Source organism: Neobacillus sp. NPDC058068 (assembly GCF_042885335.1).
In the GTDB taxonomy this organism is placed as follows: domain Bacteria; phylum Bacillota; class Bacilli; order Bacillales; family Cytobacillaceae; genus Neobacillus.
The window spans coordinates 20052-45832 of record NZ_JBHVSI010000023.1; the positions used below are offsets into that span (position 1 = coordinate 20052).

The window sequence follows — 25781 nt, forward strand, 5'->3', positions numbered from 1 at the left end:
GCCTTTGACGTAAATATTCCTTACACAATACTCATTTACTTTACCGAATTGGTTTTCAGTAATTGATGGTAAAGCGGACTTCCCTTAACCGCTTTACCGGTTAAACTTAAGACAAATTCACTGAACATGGTGTTTGCCCATGCAAACCAGTCCCTTGTAAATTCCTCCGGGTAATCGGCATTAAAGCCTTCATGCATGAAATTAGTGCCGCCATCTGTATTTATGAAATAAGCTAAAATTTCCTGTTTTTCCGTTTCATTTGTCGATGTCATTCCTTGAATTGCCAGTGCAATATGCCAAATGTAATGATCGGGAGTATGCGGACTTCCAATTCCATTTGCACATTTTCCTTCATAATAATAAGGATTATCCCTGCTCAGCAGGAATTTGCGCGTATTTGTATATCCTTCATCATCAAATGGAAGGTAGCCTAAATAAGGTGCAGCCAGCAGACTCGGAACATTGGCGTCATCCATCAAATTGACCCGTCCTTCCCCATCGGTCTCATAGACGTACATATCGCCGTGAATCGGATGATTAAACTTTGCATATTGCTCAATGCCATTTTGAATTTCCGCGCGAAGCTTTAGGCATTCCTCTTTTAATGAATGATTGTTTAGCACTTCCTCACACATTTGGGCTGCATAACCTAAGATTACAACGGCAAACATATTCGCTGGCACAAGATATCCATAGGTGCAAGCATCGTCACTCGGACGGAAGGCGCTCCACGTCATTCCGGTCGGAACAACCAGCCCTCCCTTGCCCTCACGAATCAAAGTATCCGATTGACGGCAATCCGAACGCCGAAAGCGATAAGGAGAGTTTTTCTCATGATCTTGTTCGGTTCTCCATACTTGGATAATCGTTTCAATCACCTGCTGAAACGTTTCTTTTAGATGAGAGGTACGTCCTGTTGACTTCCAAAATAGGTATGCCAGCTGCACCGGATAGCACAAGGAATCAATTTCATATTTTCGTTCCCAAATATGTGGTGTCATATTCGTGTCGTCCATTTGATGACCTTTTCCATTTGCCGTTTCATTGAAGGCATTGGCATATGGGTCATGTAAGATAAAGGCATAATGCTGGCTGATCACGCCTTCAAGCAAATCCGCGATTTCTTCATCCTCTTCAGCGGCTAGCAAATAAGGCCGTACCTGGGCAGCTGAATCCCGCAGCCACATCGCCGGAATATCGCCGGTGATAACAAATGTTTTCCCATCTTCTTGTTTTTTCATCGTAGTTGTATACGTATTGACAAAACATTGCTCAAACATCTGCTGCAGCTTGTGATTATCAGGGAAAAATTCCTTGACGTGATTGATAAGTTTTTGCATTGATTCAGGAATCACCGTTGTCATGTTCCCACTCCTATTCCTTTTTTTCGAAACCAAGTGTGATGATTTCATATTTTTCTACTTCATATAAATCCGTTGATGGATTTGTTTTTTCTTCAAGAATTGTACTCTTATAGGATTGATACTCCTTATTAAGGGTAGCTTTAAGGCTTACCTTTTTCTCAGACGGGTTAAACCAGCGAATCATCACGTCATCCCGATCCTCCGCCGCTTTCATCGACGTCCATACAAGACCGTTTAGCTCTGAGCTTACAAACTGATAGGTCCCCGGCAATGTCCCCTCATGAGTATCTGTTTGAATAACCGTCAGCGCCACTTTGTATTGGTAAGCATCCACAAATGCTTGTGACTCAATGACATCTTTTTCATGCGGCAGGACCTGCCATTCTGCTGTTTGTATGCCTAAGCATTGTGCTTCGGGTGTCGGGAAGTAACCCCAGTCGCCCAGTTCCGCCGTCGAGCGAAGCACGGTAACGGCAATCGTTCCGTCTGCCGGCAGGATTTCATATTCTTGAAGGCCATCGGTTGCGACAGTTAAGCCCATCTTGTCATCTGAGAGGCTGGCAAATCGCTGCTGATGATGGCAAAAGCTCGGATTTTCCCATTCCTTCTCCGGTGTATTCGGGCGTGTGACAATCTCAAAAATACTGTCTGCCTTATGTGTCTCGGTCTCTAGTCCGGTCGGGAAGAGAACGCGCAGACGGTGATCCGTAGCTTGGTTATCTACGGTAAGCTTAAAGGCTGGACCCTTCATTCCTTTTTCAAGTGTGACAACAGTTCGAAGTGTGATGTTTGTCCTCTCGCTTGATCTGCCCGCTTCTCTTTCCTTATGCCAAATCAATTTATTCCGTTCGATTGCTAACCGGTCGTCTGCTGAAACCGGAATTGATAAGGTGTGCGTGAACTCAAGGACGGTTCTTAGGGCATTTCTTTCCACGAAGATAAATTCCACCGGCACCCCTTTTGTTGTGATCGCGTCCTGGCCCTTTGCTTCCTTGAACATATATTCGTTTCCGACATCCCCGGTATCTTCGTAAATTCCAAGACGATAGAAGGTCTCGCCGGATTGCTTATGGGTTAAATCATAGCTGCCGTCTTCATGGAACAATACATGAACTGATTCATTTTCCATTTCAAGGCTGGCCTGAATTTCTTCCTGCTGCTGGATCTGTTGATCAGCCGGCACAAGATAGAACGTTTTATAGCCAAATGACGGAACACTTTCCGCGAAAAATGACAGCTTAGCCCGTTTAGCAAAAAACGGCTGGCGGAATTTATCGTCTGGTAAATCATAGTCAAATTCGACTGTCGGATTCTCAAGCAGAAATTCAATGGCATGACCTTGATCATCCACGAGCTGATTGCCTGGCATTTCTTTTTCATGCAAATAGTCTGGAATTTCTTCAAAATGCATTTGTGAAAAATACACCTTTTCAATGTCAATTATTTGCGTGAGGACTTCATTTTTCTCCCAGCCGGTTGTATTCATCACAACAAGCGGAATTCCTCCTTCTGGCGTTTGCGAAGTATCAACCTTTTGGGTAAGTTCTGCCGCCTGTTCCCCGACGAATACTTCTCCCATTTGCGCGACGCTTTCAAAACGGGTGACCATTTCACGGTGAACCTCATCAACACTGCAGCCGCAAATGCTGTCATGCGGGTGATTCTTCATCAGCGATTTCCACATAAAGCGGATGTATTCGCGCGGGTAGGTGCCGCCTGCTAAATAATTCATCACCGCCAGTGGTTCAGCTGTTTTTTCCAACAGGTTTTGAACTAGGTTATTCCATTGCTTCAGGTAAATCCGGCTTGATGCAGTATTAACGAGCGTGGACCAGCCGTCTGTCCGCTGGTTGCGCAGCTCCCCTTCAATGACCTGGAGCTTCTCAGGAAGAGAACCCTTTAAGGCCTCTGTGTACTCATCAAAGCTGGAATGCTTGAAGTTGTAATCAGGATAAAGGGCGGCTGCCGTTTCAATCGCCTCTGGAATGGTCTTTTGCAGCGGCTGATGATCACAGCCATTCATAAATAATAATTGATTCGTCGATGCATACTTTTCAGCATCTTGGAGCTTTTTATCCCAGAACGCTCTTGCTTCTTCTTCATCCGCCGGGATTTCATTCCCGTTTGAATACCAATTGGCGAAAAGAATACCTAAAACGCCGGAGCCATCCGGCGATTTCCAAATCATCTCTGAATAAGGGGATTCAAAATTAGAAGTGTCCGACACCGTGTTATTAAAGCCAGTCGGTTTCACGCCCCGTCCGAAGGCAGCTGTATCGATCCCCGCTTGTTTTAAAATCTGCGGCGCCTGCCCGTAAATGCCGAATGTATCAGGGAAATAACCAATTTTTGAAGCATGGCCGTAAGCTTTCGTATCATTCAAGCCGATCTGAAGGTTGCGGATATTTGCTTCAGAGCTGGTTAAAAAGGCATCCTGCAGCACATACCATGGGCCAATATGGAGCTTTTTCTCTTCAATCAATTGTTTAACGATTTCACGATTTTCAGGGTGAACGGCGAAGTAATCCTCCAACAGAACGGTTTGCCCGTCCAGATGAAAAGATTGAAAAGCATTTCCTTCCTTTTTGAACTGTTCAATCAGATTATTCATGAGTTTTATAAAATAATAGCGATGTTTCTCAAAAGGTAAATACCATTCCCTGTCCCAATGAGAATGGGAGATAATATGGGCTGTCTTCTTCATAAGACTTCCCCTCCTTCGATGATTTATATAGCGCCGCGAAAACGCTGTCATTTTTATATAATTAAATTTCTCACTACTTACATTAAAAAAAACTGCTCCAACTAGCAATAGAATACCGGCAAGTCATAAAGATATTACAGTGGATATAAAATTAGTCCATTGATTGAGGAAGCAATGAACCATTGCAAAAAAGGGTTAGTCCCCCGCTGCATAAAAGCTGCGGAGAACTAACCCCTTACTTGTTTACTTTAAAGACCGAATGCAGAACCGTCCCCATGGTTATGGTTACCCCAATGATTACCTGGTTACCTTATAAAAAAGAAAAGATATTCTTTACGGCAGATATAATAGATTCAAATAACATATTGGCCATAACGGCAATCACAATAAAAGTTAACACATAAGTAAGTAAAGAACCGTAAAGGACATCTAAGCCCCCGTGACTCTCTTTTTTATAACTGGCAATCAAGAGTGGTGGAACAATGAAAATGGATGTAGCAAAGCCAAGGAAAAGCACTAAAAGGAAGAATTCAATTTTTAATATAGCCAAGATAAGCGCCACTGCAAGAATTGCCACAAACGGAATCAAAAATGAACCAAATCTTGAAATTACCTCTTTATAAGTGACACTCACTTTACCCAACTTAATAGAAATGAACGTGAATGAAGCTACTAAAAGAATAAATAAAGCATAGGCAAAGGTTGGCTTCATAACAAACTCTGCAAACGGAGGTTGAATATTAACATCCGTACCAAACATACGACCAACTTCGTTAACAGGAGCCAGGAAATATTTTATTCCGAAGTAAATAGTCAATGGAATAATAATAGAGTATAACGCCATGGTTATCATGGCGTTGATAAAATGCTCGGACCCTACGGATTTTGAACTAGCATAGGGCTTTTTCAACACTTGCGAAAAGTTACCGAAATACATTTTTGAAACATTCTTGGCACCCTCTAAATACTGATTGGGCGGTGTCTGCCTCTGTTGAACTGTCTGTGCAAACCTAGGACCCGGCACCGAATTGATACTGGACTCAGCTGTAGGAACTCCTTCTTTGAAAACACTAGCATTTAATTTTCCCCCACACTGCTCACAGAAGTTTCCTCCTTCATTTTGGTGTGAACATATTGGACATTTCATACACATCTTCCTTTCTTATGTATGGATTTTCCTAGGCCAATTGTCGGACCTTAATAACGAATATATGTATGTTGTGGTGGAAACTATGACCAGTTTGTTTATTTTCTTAATATTTACCACCTTCATAAATAATAAGTACCATGTTTTTTCAAAAGTTTTTGACATGCTCCCTTGATAAATACGGAAGATTTCCTTTAATACAGGTCAATAGTTACTTCTATATTTTTGTAATCCTTTATAACTATTGGCATAAGTATATGTAATAGTTTGTGTGTGCTTAGTAGACTAAATCTTCAAATAACAAAGGAGGATGTACATGAAATATTGTAAAGAATGTGGTCACTCATTAAGAGAAGGGCAGCAATTTTGTAATGGGTGCGGAACACCAGTAAATGGAGAATTGAGACAACAGAACCCGCAACACTCTACATATCAGCAATCAAATCAGTTCACACCAAGACCACCACTATCTAAAAAAAAGAAAAAATGGCTGATCGCATTCGTTGCTACTTTAGTCATCCTATTCGGAGGTTATAAGGCGGGGGAGGCCTTAACATCAAAAGAACGGTTAATTAATAAGTTCGAAACCGCATTAGTTGATAAAGATGCTAGGGCAGTAGCTAAAATACTTTCCTCCCATGACAAAAAAGCCGGAATTAATGAAGAAACAGTAAAAGGTTTTATGAGATACTTCGAAAAGAATCCAGATAAGGTGACTAATCTAATTAAAACATTAGAATCTCAATCAAAGTTAATCGAACAAACGAATGATAAAGAACTAAGTGAACTTGCTAGAGATTTTTTAGACCCGGGGTTCGTTTCTTTAGAGAAAGATGGAAAATTCCTTATCTTTGATAAATATACATTAACGGTTCCAACTGTTTATTTTACTTTATCGACAAATTATCAAAATACAAATCTTTATATAGACGGTAAGAAGGTTGGGAAAAGTACCCAACCAGACTATACAGAAACGTTTGGTCCATATTTACCTGGAATTTATCAAGTAAAAGCAAATTTAAAAACCGACTTAGTCGACTTAGAAAAAGAAGAAGAAATATCCCTTGCCCATTCTGGTATCAAAAAAGTAGTTAGCTTAAATCTAAATGGAGAATATATAACCGTAGACTTAGGAATAGGAAAAACAAATACAGCATTAAAAGGCACATTGTTTATTAATGGGAAAGATGTGAAGGTTAATCCATTCCAAAGCCCAACCTTCGGACCCGTTCTGACAGACGGGTCGATGAAAATAGCTGTGGAAGCTGAAACGCCTTGGGGAAAAATAAAATCAGATGATTTTTCGATAGATAGTAATTACATTTATCTTAACTTAGGAAATAACCAAGACTTTAGAACGCAAGTCATGGATCAAATCATGAAATTTGATGACCAGTACTTGGCATACTTTACTTCGGGAAACAAAAGTACGATGACAACTACAACGGCCAATTCCAATGTGATTTTCGAAACAGACGAAATAATCAAACATAATGTGGTCAACGACATAATGTATAAAGGGAAGCACCTTTCCACTATTTTTGATTTGAATACCTTTCATTTATCAAACGAAGATGGCGTTTGGTCCGTGAATGTAGATACATTAGAAAAATACTATGAAGGTTTTTTTAACAATGGACGTGATCCTTTACTAGAATATGCTGACCAAGCAAGATCCTATACTTTATTCTATGATGAAAAGATTAAGAATTGGTTAGTGGATAACTTTAATGTAATTTATTCATTTAGTGGTGAGAAAGGGAAAGAAGTGAAAGTGGAAAAGCCAAACATGTATATGACAAAAGGTGTAGCCGTTGTAAATACAGGATCTGTCTCTTATTCAAAGGATGAAATTGAATCTTTTATGAATGACTACCAGACTGCAGCGGTAAATGCGATTAATCACCATGACTTCTCCCTTGTAGAGGATTTCTTTACTCCTGATGGAAAATCCTATAAAGAGACAAAAGACTATATTGACTACCTCAAGAAAAAAGGAATAACCGAAGATTTCATTAGTTCAACCATATCAGAATTAGAAACCACTTCAGATGGATACCATATCTATACTAAAGAAGTGTTCCGTATTCACTATACTGACGGCTCAATGAAGGAAAAAAACTTTAAAACACAGTATCAGTTAAAACGAGTCGGTTCAAAGTTAAAAGTTGATTCCCTTGTGGAAACAAATGAGGTAACAGATTGATGGAAGCCGTGGGGACGGTTCTCGTGGCGCTGGTCATTTCTTAAAGTTCATTGAAATAAATTCTGGTATTACAAAAAGGGGGTAGCCTCCCGCTGCGTGAAAACTGCGGAGGACTAACCCCTTCCTGTGTCCTTCCTATGGAGCTAGAAATCCATGAACCTCAAATTCATAGATTCTTGCGGCTTGGTCGCCGCCTTGGGTTGGCTTGTCAGTCCATAATCGTACATAGCGTGCATTTGTTAAGGTGATACTGTGTTCCGAAACGGCTGCTGTATTGTCCGTTACCTTCACAGCTTCTGTCCAGTTTTCACCGTCAAGGCTTACTTCAATTCTAAATGCCTGGGTATTAAAGGCTTGCGGCTCCCCGCCGGCTTGTGCATGGCGAACAACGAATTTTGAAATCGCATATTGATCGCCAAGGTCCACTTTTAACCAATGAGGGGCATCTCCTAATGCGCACCATTTACTGTTAATGTTCCCGTCAAAAGCATATTTTGCCGCTTCACTTGGAGCACACTGCCCGCTGGCGATGGCTGTTTTATTCAATGCAACATTTTTAATATCCTTGGCGGCTTTAGAAATGGTAATCATCGCTTCTTTTGTAATAACACTTTCACCCTTGCTGTTTTTTGCAATCAGGGTGACAGAGTAGACGCCTTCTTTTTCATAGGTGACAACTGGATTATTCTCATTGCTGACAGAAGGTGTTCCCCCCTCAAAATGCCATTCCACTTCTTCCGTTACTTCTGATGAAGCATTAAAAAATTGAATTTTCTCTCCTGGTGCCGCTACCGTTTTATCCGCACGGAATTCTGCCTCAGGCTTTGGATATGCCGGCCATTCGAACATAACGGCTGCAGGCTCGCTTCGTTTGAACTCCTTGTTCACCGCAACTATTTCTAAATGGGTGCTATTTTCCTTTCCGTTCCGCCTCAGATCAGAAAGGTAATAAACATTGTTAGGTGTAGCGCCAACAAACTCTTTTTCATTGTTCGGCAGCTTTCGGTAAATTTCAAAGTGACTCACATCGGAATCCGACGGCTCCCAAGCAAGAGCGACATCAGCATAGATTCCTTTGTTAAACTCAAGGTTACTAACCTTTCCTTGTTTCGGAGAATCGGTGGCATTGTGCTTCTCTTGTTTGTTATAAACCTTGATTTCTCCAATATTTGTCGTAAAATCCTTTACTTCCTGGTCACTATCTATCAAAAGCGAGATGGCTGCGATGTTTTTATCACTGTATTTTTTCAGTTTAAACGAATCGGTCATCCATTGATTGTGACTTTGTTTTTTCACATCGAAGAAGACAAAGTGATCGGGATTGTCGGTGAAGCTAACCCCAAGCTTCATGTTTGGCTTTTTCAAATCCGTTTTGTACGTCAGTGAGATTTCAGTATCCTTTTGAATAGAAAGATTGGTTTTATAAAGCTTAAGATGTGTTGGTTTTTTTGCATCAATGGCGCCTGAAAGCTTTAATGAACTTCCTCCATAGTAGGCGGTTTCCCAATCAAAATTAACGTTAACAGCTTGTCCGCCCTCTATTAGCCAGCGCCAGGTTGGCAAGATATCCTGCAGACTGCGGTTATTCCATGACTGACCGCTAACCAAGTTCCCATCGACAGCGAAAAACTTGCCGCTGCCTGTATTAAAATGAGTGACGAAAGGCAGTTCCTCAATTGCCGATTTGGCAGTGAAATAATGTGCCATTCCTTTCCACGGACCGTTATCGTTTGTTGCTGCAGGATTGCCAGATTTTCCAATCCAGAATTCATTTTCTTTTTGATAAAACTGTTCCATTGTCTCAGCTGTTTTAAAAGCCCAGTCCGGACGATAAATTCCTAAAGAGGTTAAAGGTGCTTTTCCCTCTGGAAAAATTCCTTGCCAAGGAACATTCGTGCTTGTTCCATTCGCTTCCACATCAATCCCAGTAAACAAATCATATGGGCTTCTGCCGAGTTCCTTAGCTTTGTTGGCAGAAGACTGCTGGTCGCGCCACCAGAAGTTTAAGAACATGCTGTCAGAAACACGTGTTTTACCGTCCTGCAAAAAGCTGCTGTTTTTATCTGTCAAAGCATTCTGCCAATTGATACGCCCATCATTTGTCATTGAATCGTACCACATGATCTGCATGTTTTTCTGCTTATGCTGCTGAAGATAACCGAGGAAGTCTATCATCTTTTGAGCCGTTTTTGCGTTTCCGCCCTCGGTTTCCTGATTAATAAACCAGCCGTCAAATCCGTAGTAGCTGGCTACTTCGAGCAGCTTGTCTGCTGCCGGGAAGGAGCCATCCTCCCTCTGGGTCAGCATTTGGTTCACCCATTCAGCCTTTCCCCCATAAACAGTAGGAGGGAAGAAAACGTTTCCTAAAATAGGTACACCGTTTTTATGGGCAGCATCAATCACGTCTGCGCTCGGCGGTACGATAATCCCTTCACCAGCCGAACCGGCCCAATACACCATAAGGTCAACATATTGCCAATAACTAAATGTGTTTGCATAGAAGTCTTTCCCGCCTTGAGAAGGTACACCACTCGTATTCGGGTTGAGCGCAGACAAAGCAACTAACTTTGCATTTGACTGAGCATTATCATTCACTTTGTCTAACACTTCCCGTTTGGCTAATGGAATTTGGCTGCGGTTAAACAGAGCATTCGGATCCTTCTCTGGAGTCCAGTTCATAAGTTGTTCGGGATACCAATAAGATGATTCTGGTTGTTTAGCCAAGCTTGCATTTGGCCATAACAAGATGATACACAAGCCGAAAAACACAGCCAATGAATGGCTCTTCTTCAAATAAATCATTTTTACATCTCTCCCTTTTCTATTTTTTATAATGAAGCTTTTAAAGCTGGCTTCCCTTTACACCCATAGCCTTCCGTTTTCAGTTCAAGAAAGCGCTACCAAAAATAAGTAAGTCTATGTATAGTTACTCCCTTATTCATTCTTCTACCAACAATATTGGGGATTGTTTCCTTCGTCAATGGACTTTATAAATGCAGTAAGGTTTTTTCACTATTCCTAAAATTTATTCATTAAAAAACAGTTAATAACGGTGCCTAGAATTAAAAAAAGCGTAAAGCCCCTCTATAAAGAGACCTTACGCTTTTATCTTTTCAAATCATTATTCCATTACGTATGAGAAACGATCAATTCACAATCGCCGTCCACTTCAAATTCACCAAATCCAACAGGGATGATTAGTGTAATAAGTTACCGAAATTATGTCGTAATTGGAGGTAACTGTGACGGAGAGGGGTTCTACATCGACTTTTTTGCTCTAAATCTACGAAAAAACCTTCGTAGAGGTCATAGCGAGGGTCTTACCCCACTAATCCTGAATTTATCCATCAAAATCCATAAAAAATGATGAAACAGCTTGCCCCCTTAGAATTCAAGGCTCAAGCTGTTTATCATTTTTTTAAATTCTCCTGTCTGCTTGACAAGGAGAAATTCAAATTTATTCGAGTTTTTTAGTGTGCTAATTTTCGAAGATGTGTTTCTTTTAAGCCATGAAGGAAGAAATAAAGCACTCCAGTTACAAGAATGACCACAGCCATAATGGCATACATTTTCGCATAGCCTGTATATGGCGTAATGTAACCTAGTAAATAAGGTGAAAGACCCAGTCCTGCATCGTAGAAGATGAAGTATGTTGACGTTGCAAGTCCCATTCGAGCTGGCGGCGTTTCTTTAATGGCAATTGCTTGTGTAGCAGATTGCATGTTTCCAAATCCTAGGCCCATAACGGCGCCGGCAAGAAGAAGCACCCAGCTGCTACCCGCAACACTTAACATATACATACTAATCGCATATAAAATAAACGCTGGATACATAATGATATTGGCGCCCTTGTTGTCCATTAAAGGTCCTGAGAACGGACGTGAAACAAGCGCTATAATGGAATATACAAGGAAGAAGAAGCTAGCGGCTGTAACAAGATTAATTTCTGTTGCGTAAAAGTTAATGTAGGTTAAAACACTTGAATAACCAAAGCCAAGAAGTAAGATGATAATCCCAATTGGTACCGCTTTTGGTTCGATAAAGTTTTTAATTGAGATGCCTGATTTTTTCTCTTTTTGTTGTGCAGGTGTTTTTTGGATAGCAACAGGCACTTTTAAAATGAGACCGATAATAAAACAAATGACACCTAAAATTAAGCATAATGTAAAGATAACAGGGAAGGTTGTACTATGCAGCATATAAAGACCAATAAATGGTCCGAGCGCTGTAGCAAGCGTCGTACTCATACTATAATAGCTGATTCCTTCTGCTCTGCGCGGCGCCGGAATAATTTGGGCAACAACTGTACCAGCAGCTGTACTTGCCATTCCGTGTGTAATCCCGTGAAGGAGACGCAATAAAATTAAAAAACCGATGCCAAGAGGCACGGAATATAGTGCTGTCATTGCAATAAATAAAATAACACCGATAATTAATAGTCGTTTGCGGCCAATTTTATCGATAATGCTGCCGCAGACGAAGCGGCCAATCAGTGCACCAATGATGAATACACCACTGACAAGCCCAGATTGACTAACCGTTGCATGATATTCATCAATCGCAAATGTCGCAATGGTTACAACAAGTAAATAGAAAACTAATGTGAGAAGAAAATTTATAAGTGAGACAATAATAAAATCCTTTGTCCATAATTTCGTATGTTGCATTAATGAAGCTCCCTTTCTTTCTTAAGATTATCAAAGATTTTCGGGAAAATTTCGTAAGCGATTTTACGTTCATGCTCTGGAATGTTATCCATTATACGAAATTCAAGCTCTGTAATGTCTTTACGTACATCGCGATAAATGCTCTCGCCGATATCCGTTAATTGAATAATTTTTTCCCGTTTATCATTACCTAAAATTTGTTCCACGATGCCCAGATCCATTAATTTCTTGACACGTCTTGTAATGGTTGGTTTTTCAACCTCATGTCGAGCTGCAATTTCGACCAATGTAGAAGCCCCGCGATGTTTTAAATGATAAATGACAATCCATTGCGAATACGTGATGCCATAGTGACTCATCAGCTCGTTTAATCTCGTAATTACCGGTCTATATAAAGCTAAAAAGCGCTGTAAATAACCTTCCAAACTAAACACTCCTTTTTAGTTACCCTGAGTAACTAAATGATTACCGAAGATAACTATATCACGATCACATAAAGAATGCAAGGTACTTAAATTTTTTGAAAACGATTAACCTAAGGAGGAACTACCTATTAGAATAAACGGAAAAGTTTTTAACTATAGATGAGCTTTGTAAAAAAATTGGTTATAAAAAAAATTCTATTAAAATCATCTCACCTCGATAATTTTCTTAGTGTGGAGAAGTTTGTTATGGTTTATCCCGTTCGTATGCTAGTATATTTCGATCAAGTTGGTTTTTCCTTATTAGCTTCTACTGTTACCAATTTCTTGCTCCCAATTAGATACAATAACAAAATAATAATCATAAAAGCTGCAGAATAACTAAAAGTCATGCCGTACCCAACCCTCTTTGCTAAAAACCCGAGACCTACTGATCCAATGGCCAAACCAAAATCGATAAAAATAAGCAGCATCGAATTGGCTGTTGCTTTTTTCTCAGGTGGAACAAGCGTTAATGCCCAAGCTTGGACAATGGGATGGATGATCGCAAAAGCAATTCCGAATAATGCCCCTGAAACCCAAACCATTACCATACTTTTAGAAAAGCCTAAAAGAATCAAACCTACAGCCCCTGAAATGGCCGCCGGAATAATAAGGATTCTGTGACCAAATCGATCGAAAATTTTACCAGAGAATGCTCGAAATATTACCATTGCAATCCCTTGTGCGATAAAAAACTGTGAAATCCTTCCGCCAACATGGATCTCTTTACCAAACGCCCCCATAAAGTTGACGGTTCCTGCAATGGTTATATAATTGAACGTTACCAAAATACAAGGAAGAAGGACACGCTTATCGAACATGTACTTATAGAAAGGTACTTTTTTTGTCGCCTGTGGACGCTCCTTTTCTTTTTTAACCGTATTTTTTGTGAAAAAACTGCACACTAATGAAAAAGTCATAAGCCCGAGAGTTAATAACATCATGGAACGGAATGAAAAATGCGCAAGATAAGAAATTGCGATTAGCGGCCCCATTGTCGTCCCAACGCTTGTAGACATGGCGAAAAAAACAATGCCCTCACCTAACCGAGATTTAGGAACAATATTACTTGATATCGTAAAGACTAAAATCGTAAGCATACTAAACCCAATACCTTGTAGTGCTCGAATGAATATTAAAAATCCGATGGAGTCGTTTATAAAAGTAAGACCGATCGTACCCAAAAAATAAACGAGGGAAATAATGAGGAGTAATTTCATATTAACTTTTTGGATAATGACACTAGCAAAAAAGCGCGTAATGAGTGATGCTAACATTAAGGTCGTGGTCATGATTCCTGCAATCGCAGGATTATTACTAATGGTTGATACGAAAATGGGGAAACCTGCTGTAATCATATAAAAAGAAGCGAACATTACTAAAGACAATAAAATAATAATTACATATTGGTTTGTCCATAGTTTAACTTTTTTTTTACCCATCATATAAGACGACCTTTCAAGGCTATTTCTAAAGATAGTGATGATTTATCCGTGAAAATTGCTTTTTAAATCATGACAAATTTACTCTTCCCTTATTTTTTAAAAAATATTTGTCGAGAACTGTTTCTACATCTTCTTATAAAAAGGAACCTTAACAAGCTACTGAACAAGGCTAGTGCTAGGATCAAATACCGGGCATTGAACATGAAAAACCGACAGACATCCGCCGGTTTGATCAAAAATTATTAAATTAAAAGCCCCCGCATTATCGGGGATAGTGCCCGGTATCCTGTTTCTTTTCAGCACACTATCCTAAAAACCAATCAATCTTCGACAAAATCCGGGACGGGACAGGCACCTATATTATTGGACGCCCTACGTTAAGTCGCTGCTGAAGAAGCAGCCGCGTGGTCAGCCTTCACACAATCAATTGCGACAACGAGCGCAATAATGATGGCTTCCATCTCTTCATTCAATATTTGAACCTTGTAGCTATCGCCCCAAGTGAACCACTTCTTGCTCACGTTACCGACGACTTTCCCAAACTGTAATACCTGAAAATCCATATCCCACCAATTACCCTGTACTTCAATGCCTGCCGCATCAATCGTATAGCGTGCTTTAAAGAAAGAAAACTCCTTCTTAATCGTTAACACCTCTCGACCATTCACCTCAACAAAAAACTTCGGCAGAAAGCTGAACACCTTTTTCGTAATGAGCGCAACTTCATCTCTTGCTGAATTCATGATGGAGAAAGCCTTTGGAATTTGCATAAAACTGCCCTCAACGTAATAAACATCCTTCTCCTGCTGATCCTTTACCGTAAATTTGCCGCCTAGACTGAAAACCTTCTGCTTTATATAAAGTTCCTTCATATTATGCCTCCTTCGATACAACATATTTAAGGTCCATGAGATTGATTTACATAGACCGGTCCATGAGATTGGCTTTCAAGGAGGCACCATTGCAGTCCCACCTAAAAACCTCAACCTTATTTTACGATTCTCCATCTGTCTAAAGAACTATCAATCTTCGAAAAATTTTGGGTCGTAACTGGCACCTATATTAAAGTTTATTTTTCCTACGGAAGGGTATTAAGTAAAAAACTCTTACAAAGGAGATGTTAATAATGGACGAACATAAGGAAGTCGAAAGGACTGAAAGGAAGTCCGATTCCAGTAAGGTAGCTTCTACTTTTATAAAATATGCTGCTTATCTAATTATTTTTTTCGGAATAATGTGGTTTATTATAAGTTATTTGATACCGATGATTAGAGGGTAGACATGAAGAGCAACTTTATCATAGAGTTTATCAAAATATGGGGTCAGTCGCCCGATGCGTTAAAGCAGCGGAGGACTGACCCTTTTTTCCCGACAAAATCCGGGCGATGACAGCACCACCGTAATTATCAAATGTTAGTTGGAAAAAATGCATAACCCTCAAGTTTGTATTCATTCACCAATTTTCTCAATGGGTTAAACCATACAAACGTTTATTTAAATTTGCTAGAAACCGCGATACATTGGGATTATTGCAGTTTAGCGGACAAAAATTTTGTCACTTAATCAAACGTTTATTTAAATTGCTGCGAAAGCCAGTGAGATCAACGATTTTCCGCTATAATTTGAAAAAAAATTAGCAAAAGTTGTGATATTGTCTGAATCCATTCCAGCATGATTACCTTCTCTCTTCAGGAAATGACACCTCTCGATACAATCGCCTTCAGAAAAACAAATCAAACGTTTGATTAAATTGGTCACGAAACCCGCTATTTTGAGATTCAACTGCTTTGGCTGGTAAAAATTTTGTCAGTTAAATAAACGTTTGATTGAATGTGGCTTAAGCGGGCATTATTGCTATATTTAAACCTTCTAACCGCTAAAAAGCATGTCGAAAACTGGCAAGTAGTAATATTTTGGGCGGATAGGTTAAAATCAAAGCCGAGTGGGGGTCAGACCCCGAAATTCATTTCATTAATTCTCCTGCAAAGCTGATTAAATATTCAGCCTGTTCCTCTGTAATTTGTTTATTTGCCTGAGCCTTTACATGGTTCATAAATGCATGAAGCTGACCATCTCTCACTTTTGTATTTCCTCTTTCTTCCGCTGCTTTTGCGGCAACTAGTTTAGAAAGATAAGAGACAGTTTTTTCCTCATTGCCATTATCATTTAAGAAAGACTCTGTTAATGCGGCTAGGCTCTCAAAGTTTACTGTCACAGTGATTGTAATAGATGCTGTCGTTTTATTTCCAGCAACATCAACGCCCTCTGCTTCGAACGTGTGATCACCGATTCCAAGCTGATATGCCGGTTCTGAAATTTCTTTACAAGTACTTGTAGCAATACCCGATAACACATCTTCTCCATTACAAGAAATCGTAACAACCTCATCAATACCATACACTACACCATCCCCAACAGAGAAGTTAATGACCGGTGCTGTTAGGTCAATGTTAATTCCAACTTCCTTCTTTTCTTCAACATTGCCAAATTCATCTTTACTCCAGTAATGGATTACGTGCTGACCTTCTTCAAGAATGTCAATCGAAGTTCCAGTTTGTACATCTCCGTTATTGATTGAGTAGTACGTTGCAGCAACCTCAGATTCACTGTCTGATGCTTTTAAGTTCACCGTAACTGGACCGCTATACCAATGGTTTTGTGCTTCTCCCACAATGTCATGCGTTGTTTCAGGAGCTGTGACATCAGGCGTTTGATTACCACCTGCAAATTCTAGTTCCATGTAAAATAGATTTGTCACATCATCTTTTGTAATAGTATGCGTGCCAGCCTCAAGTGAAACAGTCACAATGCCATCTGTCATGGGATAACTTGTTCCATTTATCTTGATTCCTACTCCATCTGCCGTATTAAACACTAAAGTTAATTTTGAATCTTTAATAGTGGTAAACTTAATGCTGGTTGAGCTTTCAATTTTCAAAGCTTGAGTTAGGGTTAAACCATTATACACTACGGTTCCCTTACTTTTTGAGAGGCTCCCTACAATCGTGAAAAAGTCGCTTGCATTTCCATCCGTAGTAAAGTTATGGACATATCCTTCAATTGTTGGATCTGATGGGTCTGTTGGATCTGTTGGCGTTTCTGTTGAACTACCTCCTACAGAAACAAGGTTGGTGGTGTAATTTCTTATTTTAGTCATTAGTGCTTCATTAATGCTATCCGATTTGTCATCAACGGAGTCATCAAATTCCCATGTAAAGTCTCCATTATTTAAGCGTCCAGCTTCTGCCGTTACAATTTTTTCAACAAGGCTTACGTCATCAATGATTGATGGGTCTACTCCCAAATCGATACTTGTATCAAAATTATTATAAGTTGTTCCACCTACTAATGTTTTGTATGAACTTGGAACAGTTTCACTTCTTGACGAAGCTAAGTATGCATCAAATGATGTTGCATGAGCTGGAGCTGTTCCTCTATCGGAATTCGCATAAATAAGACTTGCAGCCTCATCAATAATATTATTGTATGCTTTAATCATACCTCCATCCTCACCAGAGAATGTACCCTTTCCTAAAGCATCAGTGCCTTGTAAGGAACTCAGCATTGGATATTTAGCATGTCTAAAATAGTTTGATTCTACAAAGGCTGAGCTTCCTGTTGTAGTACCCACGCCATATTTTGAGATTCCATCAAAGAAGTTATTGTATACATGTACAGACGCTACTCTTATACGCGGGTGACGAGAGTCTGAATGATCAAACCAGTTATGGTGGAAGGTTACAAAGAATTCTGCCGAATCACTTAAACCGACTAGAGCAGATTTTCCGGAATCCCAGTAGTGATTGTAAGATAGTGTAATATACGTTGATCCATTTTTAAGGTCAGTGGAACCATCGCCTTTTGCCTGGTCAGCATCTCCTCCTGCAGTTCCATAGAAAATATCATTATTATGGACCCAAACATTCACATTACCTGTATCCAGGGAAATGCCATCGTCAGGGAATAACGCTACACCTAGATTTCTTACTTCTACATTACCAACATATCGAAGCAGGAAACCCCATCCATAGGCATAGGCATCTTCTCCGATACCTTCTAATGTAATATTCATTTCAGAATAATTTGATTTACCTTTTACTTGAAGATATCCGCTACTGTTAAGTTGTTCACTCATGTCAGCAGCTGTAACTTTTCCAATAAATCTGATTGCAAGTGGTGTTGTATCGTAACCTTTTTGTCTCAAGTTCAAAATTTCACCGATACCAACAGCCGTTTGTTTAGCGCCCTTACTATTGATGATCACATCAAGGGTTACGGTTTTGGCATTCTTAGATGTTACATAAATAACTTGAGCACCATCCTTAAGTGTTCCATCATCATGATAAGCACCTGAACCTGTGCCATATTGAGAATTTGCTGCAAAAGCAAATCCGGATCTGTCATGTGCAACTACTGAAAGTGTATTTGAAACAGTGCTTACTATTGAACCATCTGACAGTAACGCTTCAACTTTCATGACATAATCCCCAGCTGCAAGGCCCAAAGCATCAGCTCTCCAATATGTAGCGTATTTTCGAATTAATTCATCGTCAATTTGTGCATATTGAGAATCTGGTCCGCCTGTAGGTTTAACATATACTTTATACCCTTCCGCATTACTAATAGGTGACCATTCTACATATGCAGTTTCAAACCAGCCGCCACTGTCAGATACAGAAAGACTAGCAGCATGTACTGTCTGATTTGCGAATCCTCCTATTACTAAAGATAGAATAAAAGAATACAAGAAAAAATGACGAAATACTTTTGTAATCACTCTCATTATTAACATTCCTCCTAAGTTAAAAAGTTTATGAAACTCTCCTTTCATTTTTTAATTTTAGTTGAAACCGCTTACAATTATAATTCAAAATCTTTTGAAAATTGTTTGAGTTTTTTATATTTGACATACACATGGGGAAACGGTGTGACTCCGAAAGAAATGCTAATGTGGGAGGGAATTCCAGTAAAAGGAATGAACCCCTTTGGCAGCTAAAAATTTTGTCAGTTAAATAAACGTTTGATTAAATACGCCGAAAAGCCCACTGGTATAGGATTATTTCAAATTAACGTCCAAAATTTTTGTCAGTTAAACAAACGTTTGATTAAATATAGCTCTGTCCCACATCGATGATATTTGATTATAGGTTCAGTGGGAGTAAAGATTAATCTAGCCAAAGGAAATATTTTAAATTTAGGATTAAAAGAAAGCATGATAAAGTTGATCAGCTTCCCTTATTTTTCCTCAGGATTTCCGTCAAAAAAATATTTAAATTTTAAATGTTACTTAGCTATTGATACAGTTCGGAGAGGTTTCCATTATCTCGCCAATTTGAAAATAGTAGCCATCAGAATCGTCCTAAAGGGTTCCGTTTTGAGGTGATTTTCTAAAAATACTTACCGAAATGACAGTCGTTTTAGCATCTATATTGTTATATAAAATAACAAAACCTTATTTTACTAAAGCACCCGATAGTTTAAGTGTAATACTTCACAATATTGTGACACAAACAAGGATAGTAGTCCACCTCTAGTACCTAACAAGAATAAGGTTAACGGGGTTCCTTCCTTTTCAAAAGTAAATCTTTCCCTTAAAGAGGTCTTTGGTTGAGAATTAAAACAAGTTGAATAAAATTAATCCCCATCGTTACTTCCAGACACAACATTTTATGAAGCTTTTAACATAAAATAGGCTTTTAAACCAGTAACAGTCACCTAAAAGTAAGCATATTTTGTTGAAGAGAGTACATGTGGTATTTCTTAATTACACTTAACTGACAAAATTCCTTCCTTCAAATCTCTTGTTAGATGTCAGTTTAACCTAATTATTAAATAAACAGGGGAGGTAAAAATGCTTAATTTTCAAAATGAACTTCAAACTTTTGGAATGGATAATTTCCAAGTTGGTCAGTTAATTCCTATGGGTCCTCAGAGTCAGGATCCGAGAATAATTGGCGGTATGCGGTGCGGCGGAATGATGTGTGGTGGTATGCGATGCGGCGGCATGATGTGTGGTGGTATGCGATGCGGCGGCATGATGTGCGGTGGTATGCGATGCGGCGGCATGATGTGCGGTGGCATGATGTGTGGTGGCATGGCGTGTGTCGGTTTTATTTAGTTGTTTTAGCTGGAAAAAGATAATAGCAATACTTGCAAAAATTTACTCCATTCCATTAAATCCGCCTTCTAATACCACAAAAAGTCTATGAACTGATTAGATTAAGATTATTGCAAGGTATTATCACTGGATATGCTTCAGCCTTTACGGCTTGAATCACGAATAGGTGCTTTTATTGTTGATTTCATTTATTGCAACAGCTTTATTCGTAAAGGAATTTTTATTCGCTAAACTAAGGAAATAGCATCGACAAATTTCGGGCGCTGACCGGCACCTAAAAAGGGGTCAGTCTCCCACCGCGTTATACTGTGGGAAACTGACCCTTAACAAGATTCAAAGAAGCTAGACACTATTCGAGGAGTGTAAGGCACCTTAATGATTATGTTTGCCTTTCCCTTTCCCATTGCCGTTCCCATTGCCGTTCCCATTGCCGTTCCCATTGCCTTTCCCATTGCCGTTCCCATTGCCTTTCCCATTGCCTTTCCCATTGCCATTGCCTTTCCAAGGATGTTTCAATTCTTCTTGTTGATGTTTCTCTCCACCTTTATCCTCCTCTGATTTTTCTTCTTTTTTAGGTTTTGGTGGAACATCTGCCGCACTAACACCTTGAATATACAATTCATCATTCACTCTGTAAACACTGTTTGGTTGCTTAAAATTGGATGTGTTCGTTCCGAAAGCTTCCATCATCGCTTTAAACATTAATTGCGAGATTTTCGTCGTATTTCCACTCATATAATTATCCTGGCCGTTTTGGGCGTAACCAGTCCAGACAGCCATGGTGTATTGTGGTGTATACCCGGCGAACCAGCTATCATTAGTCGCTGAGCTTGGGTATCCATATTTAGCTCTAGTTTCTGAATCAAAATTCGTTGTACCTGTTTTCCCGGCAACATCCAGTCCAGGAACATTTGCTGTTTTTCCTGTCCCCGCATTTACGACTGTGCGTAACATATCCGTTACCATATAGGCAGTATAATCATTCATAACACGTTTTGATTCCCCTGTAAAATCAACGACTGTGCCCTCCGGAAAAACAACTTTTTGGACAAAATGCGGTTTATTGTAGATCCCATTATTTCCAAAAGCACTATAAGCTCCTGCCATGGCTAAAGGACTAACCGTATTACTTCCAATCGAATAGGATTCATATACCTGGTCATTTTTAAAAGTTATGCCAAGTTGTTCTGCAAATTTCTTTGCCTTATCCATCCCAACCTCTCGCATAGTGAGCAGCGCTGGGATGTTATAAGAGTTTTGCAGTGCTGATCGGATTGTCAGCATTCCATGATATTGATGATCCCAGTTAGAGATGGGCTGGCCAGTTGAATAGGTTGTCTCTTGGTCATTAATCAAATGACCAGTGGACCATTTTAAATTTTCTATCGCAGGGCCGTAATCAAAAATCGGCTTAAAGGATGAGCCTGGTTGACGTTTGATATCAACGGCAAAGTTGTGACCCATGAACCCCGTTTTATAGTCGTTTCGACCACTTCCTATCGCCCTGACTTGACCTGTTTTTGTATCTAAGAAAACGAATGCGCCTTGAAAATTCGCATCTGGATAGGCGATGATTTCATTGGTATTCATCATGTTGTCTGCAAAATTCTGTGCCTTTGGATCGAGGGTAGTATAAATCGATAATCCATCCTCGCTGATGTCGATATCCTTCAGTTTTCCCTTTACCTCTTTCACAGCAGCATCCAAAAAGGCTTCATAAGGCATACTTTGCTGTGTGTTTTTTTTCACAAGTCCCTCTGTTACAGGATCTTTTTCTGCTTCCTTCATTTGTTTTTCTGTGATATAGCCATCTCGAAGCATCGAACTTAGGACGATGTGACGGCGCTTGGTTGCTGATTTTTTGTTTTCCGGTTTGGTTGGATCGTAATTATTCGGACTCTGAGGCAACCCGGCTAACATCGCGGCCTGAGCCAGCGTCAATTTTTTCAAATCATTGGCTTCAAGCCCATAGTAATTCTTCGCTGCAGCAGCCACCCCGTAAGAGCGGTGTCCAAGATAAATTTTATTCAAATACATTATTAAAATATCGTGTTTAGAATACTTTTGTTCCAACTGATACGCCAAGTCCCATTCTTGTACTTTTCTCTTTAGCGTCTTCTCTGGAGTCAAAAATGAGTTCTTTATGACTTGCTGGGTAATCGTACTTCCTCCCTGAGATCCGAAATCCCCGGTTACATTCACGAATATGGCCTTTGCCGTCCTCTTGAGGTCGATTCCATGGTGTTCATAAAAATGGGAATCCTCCGTGGCAATAAACGCTTGTTCCAACACTTTTGGCACTTGATTATACGAAATTTTTGTCCGCTTTTCCTTCCCGTATTCATAAAGGAAATTTCCGTTTTTATCATAAAATTTTGTCGAAAGTGGATCCATAAGTTTAGAAGAATCTAAGGTAGGTGTACCCTTAATCATTGAAGCGAATGTAATGGCTCCTGCACCTATTGAAGCAAGTCCAAGCACCAAACAGACTATGATCACTTTTTTTAACAAGGATCCTTTTTTCAATATTCCATTACTTCTTTGTTTAATTTGTTTATTTTGTCTTGTTTTTTCGGCTTGTTTTCGTTCCTCACGAGTTTGATAGGTTTCTTCTGACATTGTTCTTCTCTCCCATATTAAGTTACTCAAAGTCGATTTAATATAGTACGCGTTTACCTATAATTACCGTTTGATAAAATCCATATTCGGACAATTTTTTTCATGAACTCGTATATAACGTATTAAAGAACGATTGATCCAATAATCCCCTTGGTCACATTTCGCAAGAATATATCTTTGCTTGTCGATCTTTTCTACTAATTCTTGTATAAATTCTTCCTTACTAATATCAGACTCTTTCAATATTCTTTCTTGTTTTATATCATCCTCTAAGGTATAACAAACCACAAATTCCTTCATAATAACTCCCCTATTCACAGCTCATAACGTTGATCAACCTCTACAAATGCTAGAGTTGGATGTTAATATTACTTGAGACTATTTATATACTTTCGAATGAAACCTTAAATTTATGAGGGATACTGGGTTTTATTTCTCTAGTTAGCTCAATAAGAAAAGAACGGATGGATCTTCAACTCTTGCACGCGATGGTTTAAGTGAAAATATTCACAATTTTTTTACCTTAACAATATCTAATTTCTTTATGTGTAGGGGCATATCAAAAAGACGCCTTCTTACTAAAGAAAAGCGCCCGATTGTTGAATTCTGCAGAAGTTGTGTTGCACTTAGAAACCCTGAGTTTTTTCTATTTATTATTTATTTTTTCATTTCGTTAATCCACTGATTAAATTCAGCTCGTGGAATTGCTTTTACATTAAAATCCATATCCGATCCATGTTCAGCACATCTACCATAAAATATCCCACCTGGTTCATTAGCCTTTTTTTCATCAAATTCGAGCCAAAATTTATTGACGTTGTCAGTGTTTGTATCCATTTTTCCGCCAACGGCAGGAATCCAGAAGGAATGTCCAAAATCAGAAGGCATCAGGTTGAAATAAACCTTTTCATTTGTAGGAACAACCAATTCATTACTTGTAACAATCTCTTTATTTGGATATAAAAATTCCCACCTGTCCTGATCAAAACTTTTAAGGGGTTATTGCTTTCTTCTTCTACCCCTTCACTTCATCACTAATCTCTTCAACTGGAAAGCCATTGTGATAAGGAAAACCTAGAAATTCTTCAATGATTGGTTCGAGGCTATCAATGGTTTCAATTTCACAACTGAACGGTAGTTTAGAATTATAATCTGATCTTGTTTTCTCCTACAAATTCATACATTTGGTAACTTAATTTTACCATATTTTTCTTCAACTAAACTGCTAAGTTAGCTGAAGAAGCAAAGGGATCGCCGCAGCAACTCTAGCACCCGTTAGAGCTTAATAAGAATTTGTACTTACTGAGTAAAATGTTCTTTTAAAATCTGTTTAAAATAAGGCTTAAAATCAATTTTAATCATTTGTTGAGTGTCCTCATTAACAACTGTTAATAGCACACTTAAACTATTCTGCCCCTTTTGTTCAAGAAGAGATATTATTTAAGACTATTGCGGATTTGTTCGAGTAACCTTTTTGCAGGATTGTATGTTTTATCTCGTATTAGTAATCTATTTAGAAGTTAATTAAATGTATGATTTGTAACCGATTGGGGGCGTGAACTTGGCACTTTCATAGTTTGTTGTCACCCGTTACATATGCGGTTGCAGCAGCCTTTTATACCGCGAACGAACCGGATTTCTAGTTTTATAAAAAATTCTCAGGGTAAAGAAATACTATTACCATGACCTAAGGAGATGTAGCAATGAGCATTAAAGCGCTAGTTTTAAATTGCAGTTTGAAAGACAGCACGCAGCAATCCAATACCCGTGCGCTGATTAACGAGATTGTAAAAATTTTTGATGAAAACAGAGCGGAGACGGAAGTGCTCAGGATGGCTGATTATAATATCGGCTTTGGAATTACCCATGAGGCAGTGAATGATAAGGATCAATGGCCAGAGATTTTTGAAAAAGTGAAGCAGGCGGATATCCTTTTGCTTGGCTCGCCGATTTGGCTTGGCGAACAGAGCAGCCTGGCCACTTTGGTTGTAGAAAGATTGTATGGTGGAAGCAGCCTTACGAACGAAAAAGGCCAGTACATTTACTATAACAAAGTGGGCGGAGTGGTTGTGACCGGGAATGAAGACGGTGCGAAAAACGTCTCAAGCTACCTAATTTACGCATTGTCGCATATTGGGTTTACGATTCCTCCAAATGTGGATACCTATTGGGTGGGGGAAGCGGGCCCTGGTCCATCCTTTATTGAGGCAAACGGGAGAGAGAACGATTTTACGATGCAACACGCAAAAATAACCGCTTACAATTTACTGCATTTTGCCCGGTTGCTGAAAGAGTATCCGATTCCGGCAGAAGGAAATGTGATTGAAAGTCAATAGTAAGGTGGCTTGAAAAGTTTGAATTTAAAACTCAAATAACATGCTAAACTAGCAGTCCGATTCAAATAGAATTGGATTGCTTCTTTTTTTGAAAAAATCCGACCTTATTATTAGTTTCATAAAGTTAATATAAAAGTTATTTTTAAAAATTTTCCATATATATTCTAAATTTATCATCAAACGTTCTTAAACTAACTGCTAAGTTACTTGAATAAGAAAAAGACTTTACTCCTTATTGAAGTAAAGCACCAGTTACTTGAATTAGAAAAAGTTTAAAAAGATAAAACTAGTCTCGAATAAGCCTTTCAAATATTATCTCATAGGCCATAGGTTTCCCGTGTCCATTATATTCCAATGGCAAGACCTGTACTAATTTCCAACCCTCAGATGCATAAGTATTAATGGTTTCTCTATGTTTTGGAGAAGAAAAAAATCCCCCCAGAGATGTTTCTACAAACTTATATTCATACATACAATTCCACCTCCAAGTCATCATATTTTTAATACGGTTTACCCTAAGAAATGTTTCAACTTCTTATAATGCTAAACTGCCAAGTTTGTTCAATAGAGTTAAACAGAAAATGGGCTAATCTCGCCTTGCACTGTAAACGGGTAATGCAGTATTAAGATAGATTATAATTTCCCTGTTTATTTATGGTGTTAAGCAGTAAAAACAGGGTATAGCAAAGTATAACCGAATAATTTAAAAGG

At 39.1% G+C, this 25781-nt stretch carries 15 protein-coding genes and 2 pseudogenes; 3 read left to right on the forward strand and 14 right to left on the reverse strand.

The features are described from left to right. Window positions 1-35: 35 nt before the first annotated feature. From ACFVSW_RS22780 to ACFVSW_RS22790, 3 genes are all read right to left on the reverse strand, one after another. Window positions 36-1364, reverse strand: coding sequence for a glycoside hydrolase family 125 protein (locus ACFVSW_RS22780; RefSeq protein ID WP_387318900.1), 1329 nt, complete (start codon window positions 1362-1364; stop codon window positions 36-38). Window positions 1365-1374: 10 nt separating this feature from the next. Further along, the gene (locus ACFVSW_RS22785) at window positions 1375-4068 is read right to left on the reverse strand and encodes an alpha-mannosidase (RefSeq protein ID WP_387318901.1); all 2694 of its coding nucleotides are present in this window, start codon (window positions 4066-4068) and stop codon (window positions 1375-1377) included. A gap of 310 nt (window positions 4069-4378) precedes the next feature. Next, the gene (locus ACFVSW_RS22790; protein WP_387318902.1) at window positions 4379-5215 is read right to left on the reverse strand and encodes a hypothetical protein; all 837 of its coding nucleotides are present in this window, start codon (window positions 5213-5215) and stop codon (window positions 4379-4381) included. A 316-nt stretch (window positions 5216-5531) separates the two neighbouring features. Here ACFVSW_RS22790 and ACFVSW_RS22795 point away from each other — a divergent pair, with 316 nt between their 5' ends. Next, a complete protein-coding gene (locus tag ACFVSW_RS22795; protein ID WP_387318903.1) occupies window positions 5532-7421 on the forward strand; it encodes a zinc ribbon domain-containing protein in 1890 nt (629 codons plus the stop codon). 135 nt (window positions 7422-7556) lie between these two features. On the opposite strand, the gene ACFVSW_RS22800 is transcribed toward ACFVSW_RS22795, so the two are convergent. The 7 genes and pseudogenes from ACFVSW_RS22800 to ACFVSW_RS22830 form a co-directional block, all read right to left on the reverse strand. Continuing rightward, entirely contained in the window at window positions 7557-10223 is a 2667-nt protein-coding gene (locus ACFVSW_RS22800) for an endo-beta-N-acetylglucosaminidase (protein ID WP_387318904.1), read from the reverse strand. A 668-nt stretch (window positions 10224-10891) separates the two neighbouring features. Next, complete coding sequence (locus ACFVSW_RS22805) at window positions 10892-12088, reverse strand: MFS transporter (RefSeq protein ID WP_387318905.1); 1197 nt, start codon at window positions 12086-12088, stop codon at window positions 10892-10894. Next, window positions 12088-12513 carry a MarR family winged helix-turn-helix transcriptional regulator gene (locus ACFVSW_RS22810; RefSeq protein ID WP_387318906.1) on the reverse strand — a complete coding sequence of 142 codons (426 nt, stop codon included), beginning with the start codon at window positions 12511-12513 and terminating at the stop codon, window positions 12088-12090. The genes ACFVSW_RS22805 and ACFVSW_RS22810 overlap by 1 nt, the downstream gene beginning before the upstream one ends. 281 nt (window positions 12514-12794) lie before the next feature. After that, a complete protein-coding gene (locus ACFVSW_RS22815; protein WP_387318907.1) occupies window positions 12795-13994 on the reverse strand; it encodes an MFS transporter in 1200 nt (399 codons plus the stop codon). A 380-nt stretch (window positions 13995-14374) separates the two neighbouring features. Further along, window positions 14375-14869 carry an LURP-one-related/scramblase family protein gene (locus ACFVSW_RS22820; protein WP_387318908.1) on the reverse strand — a complete coding sequence of 165 codons (495 nt, stop codon included), beginning with the start codon at window positions 14867-14869 and terminating at the stop codon, window positions 14375-14377. Between the two features lie 1091 nt (window positions 14870-15960). Then, window positions 15961-16737: an OmpL47-type beta-barrel domain-containing protein gene (locus tag ACFVSW_RS22825; RefSeq protein WP_387318954.1), complete on the reverse strand. Its 777-nt coding sequence runs from the start codon at window positions 16735-16737 to the stop codon at window positions 15961-15963. Then, window positions 16726-18783 (reverse strand): annotated as a pseudogene (locus ACFVSW_RS22830) (pectate lyase family protein); the annotation flags it as partial. The pseudogene ACFVSW_RS22830 and the gene ACFVSW_RS22825, both read right to left, overlap by 12 nt. Before the next feature lie 1065 nt (window positions 18784-19848). Between ACFVSW_RS22830 and ACFVSW_RS22835 the strand changes: the two are divergent. Beyond that, the gene (locus ACFVSW_RS22835; protein WP_387318909.1) at window positions 19849-20115 is read left to right on the forward strand and encodes a heterocycloanthracin/sonorensin family bacteriocin; all 267 of its coding nucleotides are present in this window, start codon (window positions 19849-19851) and stop codon (window positions 20113-20115) included. A gap of 372 nt (window positions 20116-20487) precedes the next feature. Here the strand turns inward: ACFVSW_RS22835 and ACFVSW_RS22840 are convergent, their stop codons facing one another. The 3 genes and pseudogenes from ACFVSW_RS22840 to ACFVSW_RS22850 all read right to left on the reverse strand — a co-directional run. Next, on the reverse strand, window positions 20488-22734 hold the full coding sequence (locus ACFVSW_RS22840; RefSeq protein WP_387318910.1) for a transglycosylase domain-containing protein: 2247 nt from the start codon (window positions 22732-22734) through the stop codon (window positions 20488-20490). Between the two features lie 63 nt (window positions 22735-22797). Further along, on the reverse strand, window positions 22798-23034 hold the full coding sequence (locus ACFVSW_RS22845) for a hypothetical protein (RefSeq protein WP_387318911.1): 237 nt from the start codon (window positions 23032-23034) through the stop codon (window positions 22798-22800). A gap of 363 nt (window positions 23035-23397) precedes the next feature. Further along, window positions 23398-23706 (reverse strand): annotated as a pseudogene (locus ACFVSW_RS22850) (cytochrome c oxidase subunit II); the annotation flags it as partial. A gap of 731 nt (window positions 23707-24437) precedes the next feature. On the opposite strand from ACFVSW_RS22850, the gene ACFVSW_RS22855 reads away from it, so the two are divergent. Further along, entirely contained in the window at window positions 24438-25070 is a 633-nt protein-coding gene (locus ACFVSW_RS22855) for a flavodoxin family protein (RefSeq protein ID WP_387318912.1), read from the forward strand. Window positions 25071-25356: 286 nt separating this feature from the next. Here the strand turns inward: ACFVSW_RS22855 and ACFVSW_RS22860 are convergent, their stop codons facing one another. Next, window positions 25357-25542: a DUF4177 domain-containing protein gene (locus tag ACFVSW_RS22860; protein ID WP_387318913.1), complete on the reverse strand. Its 186-nt coding sequence runs from the start codon at window positions 25540-25542 to the stop codon at window positions 25357-25359. Window positions 25543-25781 lie beyond the last annotated feature (239 nt).

What these genes read in the sequence shown, in the direction of transcription:
- ACFVSW_RS22860 (WP_387318913.1), bottom strand. Translation starts at nt 25,542, where the DNA reads ATGTATGAATATAAGTTTGTAGAAACATCTCTGGGGGGATTTTTTTCT.
- ACFVSW_RS22805 (WP_387318905.1), bottom strand. Translation starts at nt 12,088, where the DNA reads ATGCAACATACGAAATTATGGACAAAGGATTTTATTATTGTCTCACTT.
- ACFVSW_RS22840 (WP_387318910.1), bottom strand. Translation starts at nt 22,734, where the DNA reads ATGTCAGAAGAAACCTATCAAACTCGTGAGGAACGAAAACAAGCCGAA.
- ACFVSW_RS22785 (WP_387318901.1), bottom strand. Translation starts at nt 4,068, where the DNA reads ATGAAGAAGACAGCCCATATTATCTCCCATTCTCATTGGGACAGGGAA.
- ACFVSW_RS22790 (WP_387318902.1), bottom strand. Translation starts at nt 5,215, where the DNA reads ATGAAATGTCCAATATGTTCACACCAAAATGAAGGAGGAAACTTCTGT.
- ACFVSW_RS22800 (WP_387318904.1), bottom strand. Translation starts at nt 10,223, where the DNA reads ATGATTTATTTGAAGAAGAGCCATTCATTGGCTGTGTTTTTCGGCTTG.
- ACFVSW_RS22845 (WP_387318911.1), bottom strand. Translation starts at nt 23,034, where the DNA reads ATGAAGGAATTTGTGGTTTGTTATACCTTAGAGGATGATATAAAACAA.
- ACFVSW_RS22825 (WP_387318954.1), bottom strand. Translation starts at nt 16,737, where the DNA reads ATGGAACTAGAATTTGCAGGTGGTAATCAAACGCCTGATGTCACAGCT.
- ACFVSW_RS22820 (WP_387318908.1), bottom strand. Translation starts at nt 14,869, where the DNA reads ATGAAGGAACTTTATATAAAGCAGAAGGTTTTCAGTCTAGGCGGCAAA.
- ACFVSW_RS22855 (WP_387318912.1), top strand. Translation starts at nt 24,438, where the DNA reads ATGAGCATTAAAGCGCTAGTTTTAAATTGCAGTTTGAAAGACAGCACG.
- ACFVSW_RS22815 (WP_387318907.1), bottom strand. Translation starts at nt 13,994, where the DNA reads ATGGGTAAAAAAAAAGTTAAACTATGGACAAACCAATATGTAATTATT.
- ACFVSW_RS22835 (WP_387318909.1), top strand. Translation starts at nt 19,849, where the DNA reads ATGCTTAATTTTCAAAATGAACTTCAAACTTTTGGAATGGATAATTTC.
- ACFVSW_RS22780 (WP_387318900.1), bottom strand. Translation starts at nt 1,364, where the DNA reads ATGACAACGGTGATTCCTGAATCAATGCAAAAACTTATCAATCACGTC.
- ACFVSW_RS22795 (WP_387318903.1), top strand. Translation starts at nt 5,532, where the DNA reads ATGAAATATTGTAAAGAATGTGGTCACTCATTAAGAGAAGGGCAGCAA.